Annotated in this window: 15 protein-coding genes; 8 read left to right on the forward strand and 7 right to left on the reverse strand. The window is 71.6% G+C overall.

What is annotated here, in order from left to right:
- Window positions 1-45: 45 nt before the first annotated feature.
- Genes AB0I32_RS14915 through AB0I32_RS14925 form a run of 3 tightly spaced genes read right to left on the reverse strand, consistent with a single transcriptional unit; the run spans window position 46 to window position 3622 of the window.
- Window positions 46-1368, reverse strand: coding sequence for a polysaccharide biosynthesis protein (locus tag AB0I32_RS14915; RefSeq protein WP_357507221.1), 1323 nt, complete (start codon window positions 1366-1368; stop codon window positions 46-48).
- A complete protein-coding gene (locus AB0I32_RS14920) occupies window positions 1365-2393 on the reverse strand; it encodes a glycosyltransferase (RefSeq protein WP_357507223.1) in 1029 nt (342 codons plus the stop codon). Before AB0I32_RS14920 ends, AB0I32_RS14915 begins: the two co-directional genes overlap by 4 nt.
- On the reverse strand, window positions 2390-3622 hold the full coding sequence (locus AB0I32_RS14925) for a glycosyltransferase (RefSeq protein WP_357507225.1): 1233 nt from the start codon (window positions 3620-3622) through the stop codon (window positions 2390-2392). Before AB0I32_RS14925 ends, AB0I32_RS14920 begins: the two co-directional genes overlap by 4 nt.
- Window positions 3623-3713: 91 nt before the next feature.
- Here AB0I32_RS14925 and AB0I32_RS14930 point away from each other — a divergent pair, with 91 nt between their 5' ends.
- The 5 genes from AB0I32_RS14930 (at window position 3714) to AB0I32_RS14950 (ending at window position 11160) form a co-directional block, all read left to right on the forward strand.
- On the forward strand, window positions 3714-4703 hold the full coding sequence (locus AB0I32_RS14930) for a glycosyltransferase (RefSeq protein WP_357507227.1): 990 nt from the start codon (window positions 3714-3716) through the stop codon (window positions 4701-4703).
- Window positions 4704-4763: 60 nt separating this feature from the next.
- Window positions 4764-5441 (forward strand): hypothetical protein, encoded by a 678-nt coding sequence (locus tag AB0I32_RS14935; protein ID WP_357507229.1) that lies wholly within the window; start codon window positions 4764-4766, stop codon window positions 5439-5441.
- A 156-nt stretch (window positions 5442-5597) separates the two neighbouring features.
- The gene (locus AB0I32_RS14940) at window positions 5598-8882 is read left to right on the forward strand and encodes a PKD domain-containing protein (RefSeq protein WP_357507231.1); all 3285 of its coding nucleotides are present in this window, start codon (window positions 5598-5600) and stop codon (window positions 8880-8882) included.
- Window positions 8879-10135, forward strand: coding sequence for a hypothetical protein (locus tag AB0I32_RS14945; RefSeq protein WP_357507233.1), 1257 nt, complete (start codon window positions 8879-8881; stop codon window positions 10133-10135). The genes AB0I32_RS14940 and AB0I32_RS14945 overlap by 4 nt, the downstream gene beginning before the upstream one ends.
- A complete protein-coding gene (locus tag AB0I32_RS14950; RefSeq protein WP_357507235.1) occupies window positions 10132-11160 on the forward strand; it encodes an acyltransferase family protein in 1029 nt (342 codons plus the stop codon). Before AB0I32_RS14945 ends, AB0I32_RS14950 begins: the two co-directional genes overlap by 4 nt.
- Before the next feature lie 33 nt (window positions 11161-11193).
- On the opposite strand, the gene AB0I32_RS14955 is transcribed toward AB0I32_RS14950, so the two are convergent.
- Window positions 11194-11853, reverse strand: a complete 660-nt coding sequence (locus AB0I32_RS14955) for a TetR/AcrR family transcriptional regulator (protein ID WP_357507237.1) — start codon at window positions 11851-11853, stop codon at window positions 11194-11196.
- A 72-nt stretch (window positions 11854-11925) separates the two neighbouring features.
- Here AB0I32_RS14955 and AB0I32_RS14960 point away from each other — a divergent pair, with 72 nt between their 5' ends.
- Both AB0I32_RS14960 and AB0I32_RS14965 read left to right on the forward strand, forming a co-directional pair.
- Complete coding sequence (locus AB0I32_RS14960) at window positions 11926-12312, forward strand: DUF1761 domain-containing protein (protein ID WP_357507239.1); 387 nt, start codon at window positions 11926-11928, stop codon at window positions 12310-12312.
- A gap of 25 nt (window positions 12313-12337) precedes the next feature.
- Window positions 12338-12643 carry a DUF1905 domain-containing protein gene (locus tag AB0I32_RS14965; protein WP_357507241.1) on the forward strand — a complete coding sequence of 102 codons (306 nt, stop codon included), beginning with the start codon at window positions 12338-12340 and terminating at the stop codon, window positions 12641-12643.
- A gap of 22 nt (window positions 12644-12665) precedes the next feature.
- Here the strand turns inward: AB0I32_RS14965 and AB0I32_RS14970 are convergent, their stop codons facing one another.
- Both AB0I32_RS14970 and AB0I32_RS14975 read right to left on the reverse strand, forming a co-directional pair.
- Complete coding sequence (locus AB0I32_RS14970) at window positions 12666-13070, reverse strand: hypothetical protein (RefSeq protein WP_357507243.1); 405 nt, start codon at window positions 13068-13070, stop codon at window positions 12666-12668.
- A gap of 59 nt (window positions 13071-13129) precedes the next feature.
- The gene (locus AB0I32_RS14975) at window positions 13130-13495 is read right to left on the reverse strand and encodes a helix-turn-helix domain-containing protein (RefSeq protein ID WP_357507245.1); all 366 of its coding nucleotides are present in this window, start codon (window positions 13493-13495) and stop codon (window positions 13130-13132) included.
- A gap of 92 nt (window positions 13496-13587) precedes the next feature.
- Here AB0I32_RS14975 and AB0I32_RS14980 point away from each other — a divergent pair, with 92 nt between their 5' ends.
- Window positions 13588-13989, forward strand: coding sequence for a nuclear transport factor 2 family protein (locus AB0I32_RS14980; protein WP_357507247.1), 402 nt, complete (start codon window positions 13588-13590; stop codon window positions 13987-13989).
- A gap of 13 nt (window positions 13990-14002) precedes the next feature.
- Here AB0I32_RS14980 and AB0I32_RS14985 read toward each other — a convergent pair whose 3' ends face one another.
- Window positions 14003-14650 (reverse strand): LysE family translocator, encoded by a 648-nt coding sequence (locus AB0I32_RS14985; RefSeq protein ID WP_357507249.1) that lies wholly within the window; start codon window positions 14648-14650, stop codon window positions 14003-14005.
- Window positions 14651-14655: the final 5 nt, after the last annotated feature.

A 14655-nucleotide genomic window follows, 5' to 3' on the forward strand; every position in this document is an offset into this window, starting at 1 on the left:
CTGCGTAGACGATGTCTACGCAGAGCAACGGACCTCGCGGACGTACTACTTCCCCCGGCCCTCGCCGGCCCGCAGCCTCCGGCGCACCCACAGTGCGTTCGGGATCACCTGGCACAACAGCACCGACACCGCCGTCGCCCACACGGGCCCGGCCGCGCCCAGGTACGGGATCGACCACCACGCCAGCCCCAGGTTCAGCGGGACCATCAGGACTATCGGGAGCACCTGCGCCCGCAGTCCCGCTGCGTCGGTCATGTACATGCCCACCGGGTACTTCGCCGCCTGCACCACCGTGAACACGACGAACGCCGCGACCAGCGGCAGACCGAGCCCGAACTCGCCGTCGGTCACCAGCGGGACCAGGAGCGGGAGCAGCACCGCGAGCAGCAGGGCGAGCACGATGCCTGCCGACGTGAAGACCAGGGAAGCCCGGAAGGGCGAGGCCTTGATCGACTGGCTGCGGGCCCGCGCGAAGTGCGGCCACAGCGCGAGCCCCGCCGTCGAGACCGCTGCGAGGACGACACCGAAGAGCTGCGAGGCCAGGTTGTACCGCGCGAGGTCGACCGCGGTGCCCTGATGGCTGAGCAGGATCCGGCCGGTCTGCATGGCGATCGGCAGCGAGATCATCTGCACCAGCATCGGCCAGGCGACGTCGAAGACCCGGACGCCTGGCACAGCACGCAGGCGCGGCACGTCCCGGAGCGCTGCTCCGACCTGGGGGCGGATCAGCCGGGACGCGGTGATCAGGAGCGTCACCGCTACCACCGCCGCCGCAGCGTAGGCCGCCACGGCGAGGAGTGACCCCGAACCGTTCCCCAGTGCGAGGACGACGAGCACGCCCCCCAGGACCATCGGTGCGGTGAGCCCGGTCAGGGCGGTCTGGAGCGGGTTGCGGCCCAGCCCCACGAGGATCCGCGCGCCGACGCCGCACGGCAGCGCCAGCCCGAGGATCGCCACGCACACCGTGGCGGTCAGGGCGCCGTCGTCGAGCAGGCCGGGGCCGAGGACCGTGGGCCACAGGTCGAGCACGCCGAGCAGCACGCCCACCGCCACGATCACGAGCCCGGAGCAGACCAGGACCCGGAAGGCGCTGGTCAGCGTCCTACGTACCGTGGGATCGGTGCTCGCCCGGTCCGAGGACGCGAGCACGTTCACCACCACGGCGGCCATGCCGAGGTCCGCGAACGGGATGAGCGACGGCAAGGACGCCAGGAGCCCGTACTGGGCGTACTGCGCCACGCCGAACTGCTCGATGATCAGCCGTGCCGTCACCATGCCGAGCAGGCCGGACAGGCCGGTCACGACCACCTGGACGATCGCGCTGTTCCCGACGGAGCGCCACGGCGCACCCGCCCGGGTCCTGGTCACGGGCGTACCCCGGCGCCCGGTCCGGACCGGCGGGCACGGGAGAGAGCCAGGCGGTAGATGGCCAGGTGTGCCCGCCCGGCGTCGGCCCACTCGCGGGCGCCGAGATCGGGGGTCGCCGCACGCGGCTCGCGCACCGCTGCGAGTGCCGCCTCGATGTCCCCGGCCGTCAGGTCGCCGGTGAAGGTATGGATCCAGCCCGGCCCGACCTCGGCGGCCAGGTCGGCGTTGACCGGTGTGTCCGGGACGAGAACCGGCCGGTCCAGCGAGAGCGCGGCCAGGACGGTCCCCGAGTTGTGCATGAACCGGTAGGGCAGCACCACGAGCTCCGCCGCGGTCACGGCGGCGACGAGCTCGTCGTCGGACAGGTAGTCGAAGCGCAGGCTGATCCGCGGGTCGTCGTAGGCCAGGGCGGAGACGGTGACCACGAGCTCCTGGGACGACGCAGCACCTGCGATGTCGAGCGTGAGCGAGTCGTCGGCGACGGAGCGGAAGGCCTCGACGAGCCCTTCGACGCCCTTGTACCGCCGTACGAGGCCGACGTACTGGAGGCGGCCGGGAACCGGCGCGGCCCGGGGGCCGGTGTACCAGTCGCGGTAGTGGCCGTGGGGGATCGTCGTCGACGGTCCGGCGCACTCGGTGCGGTCGTTCAGCACTATCCGGTGCGTCGTCAGCCGGTCGAACCAGTGCAGCAGCACACGCTGGAGCCGGTCGGCGTCGGCCGGGGCCTCGACGTTGTGCACGGTGCGGACCACGGCGGTGCGGGTGAGCGTGAGCCGGACGAGGAACAGCGTGGCGAGCACGATGCGCGCCAGGCGTCCGGCGAGGCGCCGTCCGCCCAGCCCGACGATCGTCTCCGGCCAGTGGAGATGAACCACGGAGTACCGCCCGAACAGGGCCGCCGGGTAGGAGAACGTGGCGACCTCGAGGCCGGGGGTCCGGCGCAGCGCCGTGGTGAGCATCGTGATGTACGGGTTGGTGGTGCTACGTGGTTCGCGGTTCGAGGTCAGCACCCGGACGGGAGTCATACGGTGCTTGCCTCCGCGGCAGGGCTCCCGGACCGGGCGGTGCCGTAGAGCCGTTCCACGACGTCGGGCAGCCGGGAGGTGGACCATCGGTCGGACGGCGTGCCCGGGGTGGTGGCCGCCTCCGCGAGGCGGGCCGCGAGGTGGCCGACGACGTCACCGTCGACCCTGGCCAGCCGCGCGTTGACCCCGGCCATGAGCGGCACACCGCCGAGCGGCAGGCAGATCACCGGGCGCCCGAGCGCGCTGGCCTCGGCCGCGGCCCAGCCGGCCTGGTCGTGCATCGAGGGGAACAGCATCGCGTCGCACCCAGCGACCGCGTCGAGGACCTCGGCGCGGGGGCGGTGCCCGTGGAAGACGACGCGGTCGGTCACGCCCCGCCGTCCGGCGAGCCGGACGAGGGTCGAGCGGTCGTAGCCGTCGCCGTAGACGTGCAGCTCCCAGCCGGGTGTACGGGCCAGCGCCTCGATCGCGAGCCGGCCGCCCTTCAGGCCCAGGAGCCGGCCGACGAAGACGGCACGCAGGGGGCGCGGGTCGGACCCGTCCGCGTCGGCCGCCTGCGCCCGCGCCGGCAGGACGTGCTCCGACAGGTCGTCGAGCGCGGCATTCGGCTCCACGACGACGTGCCCGGTCCGGCGGAACCGTCGCGCGACCGTCTCGTTCTGCGCGACGACGACCGCCGCGCGCCGGGCGGCGGTATCGCCCCAGGCCGCCCGCAGCGGCGCCGTGAGCACCCCACGGAGCAGCTCGTTGGCAGCCCCGCGCAGCCCGAGCCAGCGCACCAGGTTCAGGGGGACGACCGTCGCGCCGCCGACCGGACCCCAGACGACCGGCAGGTTCGGGACACGGGCCAGCCCGCAGGGCAGCCAGTCGTTGGCGAACGTCACGTGGTGGCCGACGTCGAACGGCGCGGCATCGTGCAGCTCGGCGGCACGGCGCGCGAGCGCGCGCTGCCAGAGCACGTAGTACCAGTACACGTCGCTGCTGCGGCGTTTGCGGGCGAGGAGCCGCTCGGACAGGTCGAGGTACTCGACCGTGAGGTTCCGCGCGAGCTCCGGGTCGCGCGCGAGCGCTGCGTCGACCGCTGGGGCGAACCGGTGCCGCGTGATCACGTGCACCCGGTGGGACCGGGCCGCCGCCCGCGCGAAGGCCCATCCGGCCGCGGCCTCCGGTTCGTCGCCGGGGCCGCAGGCGTACGCGCTGATGAGGACGCGCGGGTGAACCTGCTGCATGAGTGTTGGCTCTCCGGAGGATCAAGGGGGCGGGCCACGCTACGGTAACTGCCGGATCAGGCGTCGTGGTGCCGTGGAAGGGGTGATTGTGGTGGGTGAAGTTCGGCCGGAGCGGTTGGTTGTCGCCGTCCTGACCTACCGCCGCCCGGAGCGGATCGCTGCTCTCGTGCCCGTGCTCGTCGAGCAGGCGGCCGACCTGGCGCGCCGCGCCGAGGGGCTGCTCGTGAGTGTCCTGGTGGTCGACAACGACGCGGCCGGCACGGGCGCCACCGCGGTCGCGGAGGCCGTCGCGCGGGCCGCGAACCGGCAGGGCGGCGCGGACGAGGCATGGCCGGTGACCACCGTCGTCGAACCGGAGCCGGGCATCTCGGCCGCCCGCAACCGGGCGCTGCGCGCCTCCTCCGACCAGGACCTGCTGGTGTTCGTGGACGACGACGAGGTACCGCACGCCGGCTGGCTGCACGCCCTGTGGGCGACCTACCACGGCACCGGCGCAGCGGCCGTGGCCGGGCCCGTCACCTCCCGGTACGCGACAGAGCCCGATCCATGGGTGGTCGCCGGAGGCTTCTACGACCGTGCCCACCGGAGCGGTCTCCGCACCGGGACGGTGGTCGCCAGCGCGGCGACGAACAACCTGCTCCTCGACCTGCGCGTGGTCCGCCGTGCGGGGCTGGTCTTCGACCCGGCCCTCGGGCTCTCCGGTGGCGAGGACACGCTCTTCACGAGCGCCCTGACCGCGGCAGGCGGGCGCATCGTCTGGTGCGCCGAGGCGGTCGTGTCCGACGTCGTGCCCGCCGACCGGCTCACCCGCGCCTACCTCATCGCGCGCACCGCGGGCCTTGCGAATGCCTCGGCGCGCGTGGCGCTCCTGCTCGCGCCGGACCGAGGGCGGCGGACAGTGGTGCGTGCACGCCTCCTGGCGGCCGGGCTGGCTCGCGGGGCGCTCGGGGCGCTGGGGATCGCGGTGGCCGCGGTGCGGAGCGACGTGGGGCAGGACGCGCACGGTCGGCGGGCGCTCGCCAGGTCCCGCGGGGAGCTGCTCGCGACGTTCGGCAAGGTGCTGCTGCCGTACGCCCGCTAGCGGGTGAACTCCGCGGGATCGCAGGGGTTGCGGGGCGATGCGGGATTACGCTCCAGAATTATGTCCGCATCCACTCTCGTCACCCGGCGCCGTCTCCTGATCGCCCTCGTCCTGCTGGTCCTGGCGGTCGCCGCCGTCGTGGCAGCTGTCGCGCTGCGCCCCGACGCCGACCCGGCGGCCGGCGCCACGCAGTCGGCAGGTTCGACGGCGTCGGCCGGTACGGGTACCGAGGGTGACCCCGAGGCGAGCGAGCCCGGTGCGGACGAGGTCGAGCCGTCCGACGGCGCCACGTCGGACCCGGAGTCCGACGGCGGGACCGACGAGGCAGAGGCCCCGGAGCCCCGCGAGACGCTGGAACCGCGGCCGTTCGACGCGGCGGCGACCCCCGAGCCGGGAGTCACTGTGCGGGTGCCCAAGGTCGAGAAGGTGACCGGCGAGGCGAACGTGCCCGGTGAGGTGGGCGGGCCCGCCCTCCGGTTCACCGTCGAGCTCACGAACGGCACCGGCAAGACGCTCGACCTGCGGACGGTGGTGGTGAACGCCTACTACGGCGCCGACCGCACGCCGGCCGCGCCCCTGCTCAAGCCGGGCGGCAAGGCGTTCGAAGCGGAGGCCGGCGCGGACGACTCGGCCCGCGGGGCTTTCGTCTTCAACGTCCCGGCCGAGTTCCAGGATGATGTCGAGCTCGAGGTCGACCCAGGGGTCGGCAAGGCGATAGTCATCTTCACCGGTGCCTGAGGCCCGACATCCTGCGCCTGAGGCGCAGGAGATCACCCCCCGTTCACCCTGGTTTGACCGCGCCGACCGTCCTGTCCGCTATTAGCGTGATCCGCAGGTCCACATCGCCCGGCGCTCAACGGTCCGGCGGGCCCATTTATCCCCAGTGAGGTCCTCGTGTCCCATCGCATTCTGCCCGGCCGGCGCATCGCTGCGCTCCTCGCGAGCGTCACGCTCGCGGTCACGCCGCTCGTGACCGTGCCGACGGCATCCGCCATCGAGATGGCTCCTGTCGCGGCGGACGTCGCCGAACCGACGGCCGACCCGGTGTCCGTCTCCGCCGACGCGCTGCCGACCGTGCAGATCGACGGCATCGTGTGGAAGCAGGTGATCGTCGGCAACACCGTGTACGTGGGCGGTGAGTTCGCGAACGCCAGGCCCGCCGGTGCCGCACCCGGGACGAACCAGGTGCCCCGCACCAACCTGCTCGCCTACAACCTGACGACCGGCGCGCTGATCACGTCGTTCAACCACACGCTGAACGGCAACGTCACCGACCTGGCGGTCTCGCCGGACGGGACGCGCCTGTACATCGTGGGCGGCTTCACCACGGTCGACGGGGCCACCCGCAACCGCATCGCCGCGTTCAACCTGCCCACCGGCACGCTGAACACGTCGTTCGCCCCGAACATGAACGGCAACACGAAGTCCGTCGCGGCCACCAACACGACCGTGTACGCGGGTGGGTACTTCTCCGCCGTCAACAACGTCGCGCGCTACCGGGTCGCGGCGATGAACGCCTCGAACGGCGCCCTGCGCCCCGGGTTCGTCCCGGTCGTCGACGACCGGCAGGTGCAGTCGATAGTCGTGGCGCCGGACGAGCAGACGGTGATGATCTCGGGGACGTTCACCTCCGTGAACTCCAACACCGCGAGCGGGTACGGTCTCGCCTGGCTCGACGCCGCGACCGGCGCCAGCCGCACGCTGCCGGTCAACTCGCGGATCCGCAACGCCGGTGACAACTCCAGCATCCTGCGGCTCGCCAGCGACGGCCAGGAAGGCTGGTACGGCGTCGGCTGGCACTACGGGAGGGGCGGCACGAGCGAGGGCACCTTCAAGGTCGGCTGGGCCGACGGCGCGCTGATCTGGCTCGAGGACTGCCACGGCGACACGTACGACGTGGCACCGGTCGGCAACATCGTCTACACGGCCAGCCACAAGCACTACTGCGGCAACAGCGGCGGGTTCCCGCAGACGGACCCGTGGAGCTTCTACCACTCGACCGCCTGGATCAACGAGGTGCGCGGCACCAACACCAAGGACATCTGGGGCTACCCCGACCACCCGGGCACCCCGCGCCCCGAGCTCATGACCTGGTACCCCCAGACGGACGTCGGGACGTACACCGGCAAGAGCCAGGCCGTGTGGACGGTCACCGGCAACGACGACTACGTGCTGTACGGCGGCGAGTTCCCGAAGGTGAACGGCACCGCGCAGCAGGGCCTGGTCCGGTACGCCAAGCGCACCATCGCGCCGAACGACCAGGGTCCGGTCGGCTCTGGCGCGACGCTCAACCCGACGGCGGCCTCGGTCTCGGCCGGCACCGTGCGGCTCAGCTTCACCACCACGTGGGACCGCGACGACGAAGCGCTCACCTATCGCGTGTACCGCGACTCCGAGGCGGTGGCGCCGGTCTTCCAGGAGACGGTCGCCGCCAAGTTCTGGTCGCCGAAGAAGCTGACGGTGCGCGACAACGGTCTTGCGCCCGGCTCGGCGCACCGCTACCGCCTGACGGTCACCGACCCGTGGGGCAACGTGAAGCGGTCGGAGTGGGTCGACGTGACGGTCTCCAACGCCCCCCGCAGCGACTACGCCGACACCGTCGTGCAGGACGGCGCGGAGCACCTGTTGCGGCTCGGCGAGCCGGCGGGCTCCACCCGCACCTACGACTGGGCGGGTGGCGACGACCTCACCGTGCCGTCGAGCGTCCGGCTCGGCACGGCGGGTGCGATCACCGGCGACTCGAACACCGCTGCCACCTTCCAGAACTCGTCGTCCAGCAGGCTGGTCTCCACGGAGAACATCGCCGGGCCCAACACGTTCTCCGTCGAGACCTGGATCAAGGGCACCGGCAGCGGACGGATCGTCGGTTTCGGCAACAACAACTCGGCCAGCGGTACCTCCACGTCCACGGACCGCCTGCTCTACGTCGACTCCGGTGGCCGCCTCTCGTTCGGTGTGAACAACGGCAGCAGGAGCACCCTCCGGTCGCCCGGCCGGGTCGACAACGGTGCCTGGCACCACGTGGTCGCCACGCTCGGGTCCGGCGGCATGCAGCTCTTCATCGACGGCGTCCGGGTCAACACCCGGACCGACATCACCGCCGGCCAGGCCTACAACGGCTACTGGCGGATCGGCGCCGACACCCTCTCCGGCTGGCCCAACCGCTCGCTGCTCGGCGGCGACAGGTACACCGGTGCCGTCGACGACGTGGCCGTCTACCCGACGGTGCTCTCCGCCGCCCAGGTGCTCGACCACTACACGGTCGCGAAGGACGGTGGCCGGCCGAACCAGCTGCCTGTCGCGGACGCCACCGCGGACATCCACGGCTTCGAGCTGACGGCGGACGGCAGCGCGTCCGACGACCCCGACGGCAACCTCGTGTCCTGGGCCTGGAACTTCGGTGACGGCACCACGGGAACCGGCCAGCAGGTCACACACACCTACGCCGCTCCGGGGACGTACACCGTGACCCTCACGGTGACCGACGACGAGGGCGCTACCGCCCAGGACACCGTCGTGGTCGAGGCAGCGGCCCCCGCGGAGTTCGCCACCGACGACTTCGCCCGCTCCGAGACGGGCGGCTGGGGCGCCGCAACGGTAGGCGGCAACTGGACGCTCTCCGGCGTGGCGTCGAGCTTCTCGGTCGCCGGCGGTGAGGGCCTCATGGCACTTCCCACGGCCGGCACCAACCGGAAGGCTCAGGTGCAGAGCGTCTCCGCCGGAGACGTCGAGATCAGGAGCGTGCTCTCCCTCGAGGAGATCTCCGACGGCGGTGGCACGTTCGTCTCCCTGGCGGGACGCACGAGCGGGTTCACCAGCGAGTACCGCGCCAAGGTCTGGGTCAAGTCGACGGGAGCGGTCCAGCTCCAGCTCAACTCGCTCCAGTCGGCGGAGACGACCCTGGCCGCCGCCAACATCACCGGCCTGACCGTCGCTGCCGGCGAGCGGCTCGCGGTCCGGATGCAGGTAGTCGGCTCGTCGCCGACGACGATCCGCGCGAAGGTCTGGACCGCGGGGACGGCCGAGCCGGCTGCCTGGCAGCTCACGACGACCAACACCGTTCCCGAGCTGCAGGACGCCGGGGCCGTCGGTTACTCCGTGAGCAACGCGGGCAGCGTCACGACCGGTGCGAACACCGTCCGGCTGGACGACTTCTGGGCCGGTCCGCCCGCGCCGTGACGTCCAGTCCCCCCGCACCGGCCCAGGCCCTCCCGTCCCGTCAGGGGCAGGAGGGCTGGGCCGTTGCCACGACAGGGCTGGCGCTGCTCTGCGTCGTCCTCACGGGGATGGGCCTGGGCCTGTTCTTCGGCCTGACGGCGGGACTCGCGTTCGCCCTGGTGCTCCTGCCGCTGTGGGCGTCGGAGGTACGGAGCTCCCGGTGGATCACCTGGACGATGGCCCTGACCGTGATCGCGGCAGCCTCGAGCGTCTGGCTCACGGTGTGGCACAGCGACTCGCGGACCGTGTCCACGTCGGGCCTCCTCGAGTCGGTGTTCGTGGTGCTCGGGCTCGGGGGCGGCATCGGTGCCACCCTGTGGGCGCGCAGCCGTGCGTCGGTGACCGCCGTGGGCACCCTGTTCGGCATCGGGCTGCTGCTCGGCATCAATCCGGGTGGCGAGTCGTTCGCCGACAATCCCTGGCGCTTCGGCTTCTCGCTGCCGGTCACCGTCATCGTCCTCGCCCTCGTGACCCGGTGGCGCAAGCGGTGGCTCGACGTCGTCGCCGTGCTCGCGCTCGCGGGCGTCTCCGCGCTCAACGGCGGGCGCTCGACGAGCGCGATCCTGCTCATGGTCGCGCTGCTCGTCGTGTGGCAGTCGTGGGGCAGGCCCGCGTCGTCCAAGCTCGCGGCCGTCCGGACCCTGATCCTGTTCGGGATGCTCGCCTTCGGGACGTATCTCTCGGTCCAGGCCGCGATCCTGGAGGGTGCGCTCGGCGAGAGCGCACAGCTCCGCACCGAGCTCCAGCTGTCGACGTCGGGCACGCTGATCACCGGCGGAAGGCCGGAGATCGGCGCCACCCTGGCGCTGATGGCCCAGTCGCCGGCCGGGTTCGGTGGCGGGGCCGTCCCGTCGATGACCGATGTCCTCGTGGCCAAGTCCGGCATGGCCGCCCTCGGGTACGACCCGAACAACGGGTACGTCGAGAACTACATGTTCGGCAGCGGGTTCGAGGTGCACTCGGTGATCGGCGACCTGTGGGCCTGGTCCGGCCTCCCGGGTCTCGCGCTGGCCACGGTGCTGCTGCTCTTCCTCGTGGTGCGTACAACGGTCCTCACCACGGGGCGGGCCGCCTCCGCGCTGCTCCTCTTCCTCGGGGTCAAGTCGATCTGGAACCTGCTGTTCGCCCCCCTCGAGAGCGCGCTGACGGTCCTCGTCCTCGCCGTGGCGCTGATGGCGCCCCTGGCCCTCCAGAAGAGGCGGACGGACGAATGACCGGCACTCCCGGCCGTGAGGTCTGGATCGACGCCGGCCGGGGGATCGCGGTACTCCTGGTCGTGCTGTACCACGCGGCGCGCTGGTTCGAGGTGGCCGGGTGGGAGGAGCTCAACGACTACGTGTCCTCCGTGCGCATGCCGTTCTTCTTCGTGATCTCGGGCATGCTCGCCTACCGCATCGGCGTGGTGGCCCCGGTCGGGACGACGTGGCGTGCGCTGTGGGACCGGCGGCTGAGCCTCTACCTGTGGGTCTTCGTGATCTGGGAGGCCATCGGCACCGCGTGCTACCTGATCGGGTTCGCCCTGCGCGGGACCCCGCTCGGGTTCGGGCCGATGCTGCGTGACCTGCTCCTGGCGCCGGTCCGCCCGCAGTTCGAGCTGTGGTTCATCTGGGCGCTCGCTCTCTTCTGCGTCGCCGCGCGGCTCCTGCGCTCCCTCGACTGGCGCTGGCACCTGCTCGCCGCTGCGGTCCCGTCGGTCATCGCGCTGACCGACGGCTTCGACCTCGGCAACGTCGGCTGGAACGGCGCGCTCAAGTACTACGTGTTCTTCGTCTGCGGCATGCACCTGCGCGGGATGCTGCTCGCGTTCGCCCGGACGTCCTGGCCGGTGCGGACCGGCCTGCTCGTCGGCTGGGCGGTCCTGGCCGCCGTCGTGGAGACGACGGGGCTCCGGTCCGTCGTCGGGGTCTACTTCGCCCTGTGCGTCGTCGGGATCCTCGCCGGCGTCGCGCTGGGGACGTTCCTTGCCCGGAGCGCCGTCCTGGTGCGGATCGGGGCCGCGACGCTGCCGGTCTACCTCGGCCACACGCCCGTGATCATCCTGGGTTCGTCGCTGGTCTTCGCGCTGACCGGGTCGACGGTCCTGCCGGACGTCGTCGGCCTCGTCGTGGTGCCGGTCGCCGCGGCGATCGCGATCGCGCTGTCGCGGCTCCTGCACGGGTGGACCGCCTCCGGCCCGCTGCGCTACCTCTACGTCGCCCCGGAGTGGCTCCGTCGGGGTCAGCACGTTCCGCGGCGCTGAGCTCGCGAGGTACGGCTGCCACCGCTGGCGGCCTCAGAGCGCCCCGTCGCCAGGCCCGTACCGGTCCAGGAACGTGGTGACGGCCTCGCGGGCGACGGCGTCCAGCTCCTCGGCGCTGTAGCGGGCCGCGCCGGCCGTCAGGGTCAGCCGGTTCAGGGGCGCGGCGAGAGCGAGCCAGGTGAGCTGCTCGGCGGCGACCCGCGCGTCGTCGACGCGGAGCAGGCCACGCGCGCCCAGGTGCCGCAGGGCCTCGGCCAGGAGCATCTGGTTGTGGTCCCAGCTGCGCCGCACGTAGTCGGCGGCGATCTCCGGAAACCGTTCGGCCTCGGCGGCGATCAGCGTCCGCATCTGGAGCACCGGGGGGCTCAGTACACCGGTGTGGAGGATCCGGGAGAGCTCCAGCAGCCCCTGCCGGACGTCTTCTGCCTCCATCAGCTCCTGCAGGTGCGGCCTCATCGCGTCGCGGCCACGGTCGACCCAGTCCCGGACGACGGCGCCGAACAGGACCTCCTTGGAGGGGTACTGCCGGTAGAGCGTCTGCTTCGAGACCCGTGCTCCCGCGGCCACGGCGTCCATCGTCGCGCCGGCGTACTGGTGTGTGAGGAAGACGCCGCGCGCGATGGCGAGCAGGTCGGTGCCCTGGCTGCCGCCTGGCCTGCCACGGCGCCGGGCGGGGGAGGCTGAGGTGGTCACGCCGAAAATAGTACTGGACGGTACCCGCTGTACGGGGCTACAGTACTAGTCAGTACTAAAAGGAGGATCGTCATGATCGTTGGGGGTATCGCCGTCGCCGCCGTCGCGGCGTTCGTGCTCAGTTCCGTCTACTACGTCGTCACCACGCCGCTCGAGCAGCGGGCGCTCGGCGACCGGGCCCTCGACCGTGGCCGCCCGGCTCCCTGGAAGGTGGTGACCGAGCTGGTGCGTACGGCCGTGGTCGGGGCGGGGTTCGCCTGGATCGCCGCGCAGAGCGACCTGCTGGCGCTGCCCTCGTCGCTGCTGCTGGCACTCGTGCTGTGGGTGGCGTTCCCGGTCGTGCTGCTCACCGGCTCGATCATCTGGGAACGCGTGCCGTGGCAGACCGCGGCCATCCATGCAGGGGACTGGCTGCTCAAGCTCGTGCTCGTGGCGCTCGCCGTCGGGCTCATCCACTGATCCACTGATCCGAAGGAGTCCGACCATGTCTGAAGCCATCAGCGACGCCACCAGCGCAGGCCCGCTCGACCGCACCTTCACCGCCGCGCTGCTCCGGAGCGAGGCGAAGGGCGGCTGGACCTATCTCACGCTCGACGGCTCCGCCGAGTACTTCGGCACGCGTGGGTTGGTCAAGGTCACCGGCACCGTCGACGGAGTCCCGTTCACCAGTTCCTTCATGGCGCTCGGCGACGGCACGCACAAGCTCCCGGTCGCCGCCGGCCTACGCCGCAAGATCAACAAGCAGGCCGGCGACACCGTGACCGTCCACCTGCTGAGCCGCCTGAGCTGAGCAGGTGGACGGGTCGTGACCGTCAGAGGGTGCCGAGCACGGATGCCCGCGCGGCATCGCGCTCGGCACTCGTGATCTTGCCCGTCGCGTGCAGCTGCTCGATCTCCGCCAGCCGTGCCTCGAGCGTCTGCGCGGGGTGCGCCGCGGGCTGAGCGCTGGATCGCTGTGCTGCGGAGCCGCGCACGGCGTCGGCCACGATCTCCGCTTCCGTGGCCAGGGGGCTGATGCCCTTGCTGCGGAGGCGGCGTGCGTTGAGAACAGCAAGCACGATGATCAGGACTACGAACCCGACAAAGATGATCGGGACGATGATGAACAGGGCGTTGAAGACGGACGCGAACGTGTCGCCCTCGTCGAGGAACGGCTCGATCCCGCTGTGCTGCGTGACGGTCCGGACCATGACGACCTCCGAGGAGCTGGGCGCCACGGCGGCACCGACTGGCCGGACAGTAACATCTGGGCGCCGTCCGGGCTGTCCGGTAGTCGTTACGCCTGGTCGTAGCGGTCGCGCGCGACGAGCACCTCGGCGATGTGCGCCTCGGCCCACTGCCCGAGCGCGCTCAGCGGTGCCTGCAGCGTGCGGCCCAGCTCGGTCAGCTCGTACTCCACCCGGGGCGGGACCTCCGCGAACGCGTGCCGGCTGACCAGGCCGTCGCGTTCGAGCTCTCGCAGCGTCTCGGTGAGGACCTTTCCGCTGATGCCCTCGACCGCGTTCTTCAGGTCACCGAAGCGGGCCGGGCCCCGGGACAGCACGATGACGATCATCGCCGTCCACTTGTTGGCGATCCGTGCCAGCGAGGTGCGCGACGGGCACGTCACGGTGAGGACGTTCCAGTCAGGTTCGTATGACATGCGTCACAGTGCTCCGATGGTTACGTTGAGGTGACCGGTTTCGAATAGTGACTATAGGCGGGAAGCAGGAACGACACACAAGGGAGAATCTGATGACCGAGTCCAGCACCGCCGCGATCGCCCAGCAGTACTACGAGGCGATGTCCGTCGGCGACATCCCGACCGGGACCGCGCTCTTCGGCGCCGACATCGTCTGGCACCAGCCGGGCCGCAACCGCTTCTCCGGTGCGCATGCCGGCGGGGCGGCCGTGGGCGAGCTGCTCGGCGGGATGGGGTCCGTGTCCGAGGGGACCTTCGAGCTGCGGTTCACCGGTCAGCCGATGGTCAACGGCGCACTGGCCGCTATCCCGGTCCACTTCTCCGGCAAGCGCGGCGACGTGGCGATGTCGATGTCGGGCGTCGACGTGCTCCGCGTCGAGGGCGACAAGATCGTGGAGATGTGGCTGTTCTCGGCCGACCAGGACGCAGAGGACGTCTTCTGGGGCGAGGCCTGAGCGCTGAGCCGCGCTAGGCCTTGATGACCGTGCCCTCGAGCGCGAGGCCGGTGCCGAGGCCGACCATGGCGACGCCGCCCGTGACGCTCAGGTGGTCGAGGCGCTGGGGGTTGCGGGAGAACCACGTGCGGGCCTGGCTCGCGACCAGGGCGAGGATCGAGTCCTGGCAGAGCGCCAGGATGCCGAACAGCAGCCCGAGGAGCAGCAGCTGCGGGGTCGCCGGAGCGGCGTCGTTCATGAACTGCGGGAGGAACGCCGCGAAGAAGACGATGGTCTTCGGGTTGGTCGCGCCGACGACGAACCCGGCCCAGACCGCGCGCCACGGACTCCCCGTGCGGGCCTTGTCGGGCGTGGCCAGGGCGAGGCGGGCGTCGGCACGGTGGCGGATCGCCTGGATGCCCAGGTAGATCACGTAGCCGGCGCCCACCAGCTTGAGCACCGTGTAGGCGGCGGCGGACGCCTCGACCAGCGCCCCCAGCCCGACCGCGACGAACGCCACCTGGACCAGCAGGCCCAGCGCGTTGCCGGTCACCGACAGGAGCGCGTCCCGGCGGCCGACCGTCAGGGCGCGGCCGATCGCGAAGAGGACGCTGGGTCCCGGCAGCGCGATGAAGACTACGGACGCCGCGAGGAAGGCGAGCAGCTGGGCGGTGGTCGGCATGCTGT

Source organism: Promicromonospora sp. NPDC050249, assembly GCF_040656015.1.
Taxonomy (GTDB): Bacteria; Actinomycetota; Actinomycetes; order Actinomycetales; family Cellulomonadaceae; genus Promicromonospora.

Bases quoted from the DNA above. Each gene is read 5' to 3' on its own strand.
- AB0I32_RS14920 (WP_357507223.1), bottom strand. From the start codon at position 2,393: ATGACTCCCGTCCGGGTGCTGACCTCGAACCGCGAACCACGTAGCACC.
- AB0I32_RS14925 (WP_357507225.1), bottom strand. From the start codon at position 3,622: ATGCAGCAGGTTCACCCGCGCGTCCTCATCAGCGCGTACGCCTGCGGC.
- AB0I32_RS14935 (WP_357507229.1), top strand. From the start codon at position 4,764: ATGTCCGCATCCACTCTCGTCACCCGGCGCCGTCTCCTGATCGCCCTC.
- AB0I32_RS14950 (WP_357507235.1), top strand. From the start codon at position 10,132: ATGACCGGCACTCCCGGCCGTGAGGTCTGGATCGACGCCGGCCGGGGG.
- AB0I32_RS14960 (WP_357507239.1), top strand. From the start codon at position 11,926: ATGATCGTTGGGGGTATCGCCGTCGCCGCCGTCGCGGCGTTCGTGCTC.
- AB0I32_RS14965 (WP_357507241.1), top strand. From the start codon at position 12,338: ATGTCTGAAGCCATCAGCGACGCCACCAGCGCAGGCCCGCTCGACCGC.
- AB0I32_RS14975 (WP_357507245.1), bottom strand. From the start codon at position 13,495: ATGTCATACGAACCTGACTGGAACGTCCTCACCGTGACGTGCCCGTCG.
- AB0I32_RS14980 (WP_357507247.1), top strand. From the start codon at position 13,588: ATGACCGAGTCCAGCACCGCCGCGATCGCCCAGCAGTACTACGAGGCG.
- AB0I32_RS14985 (WP_357507249.1), bottom strand. From the start codon at position 14,650: ATGCCGACCACCGCCCAGCTGCTCGCCTTCCTCGCGGCGTCCGTAGTC.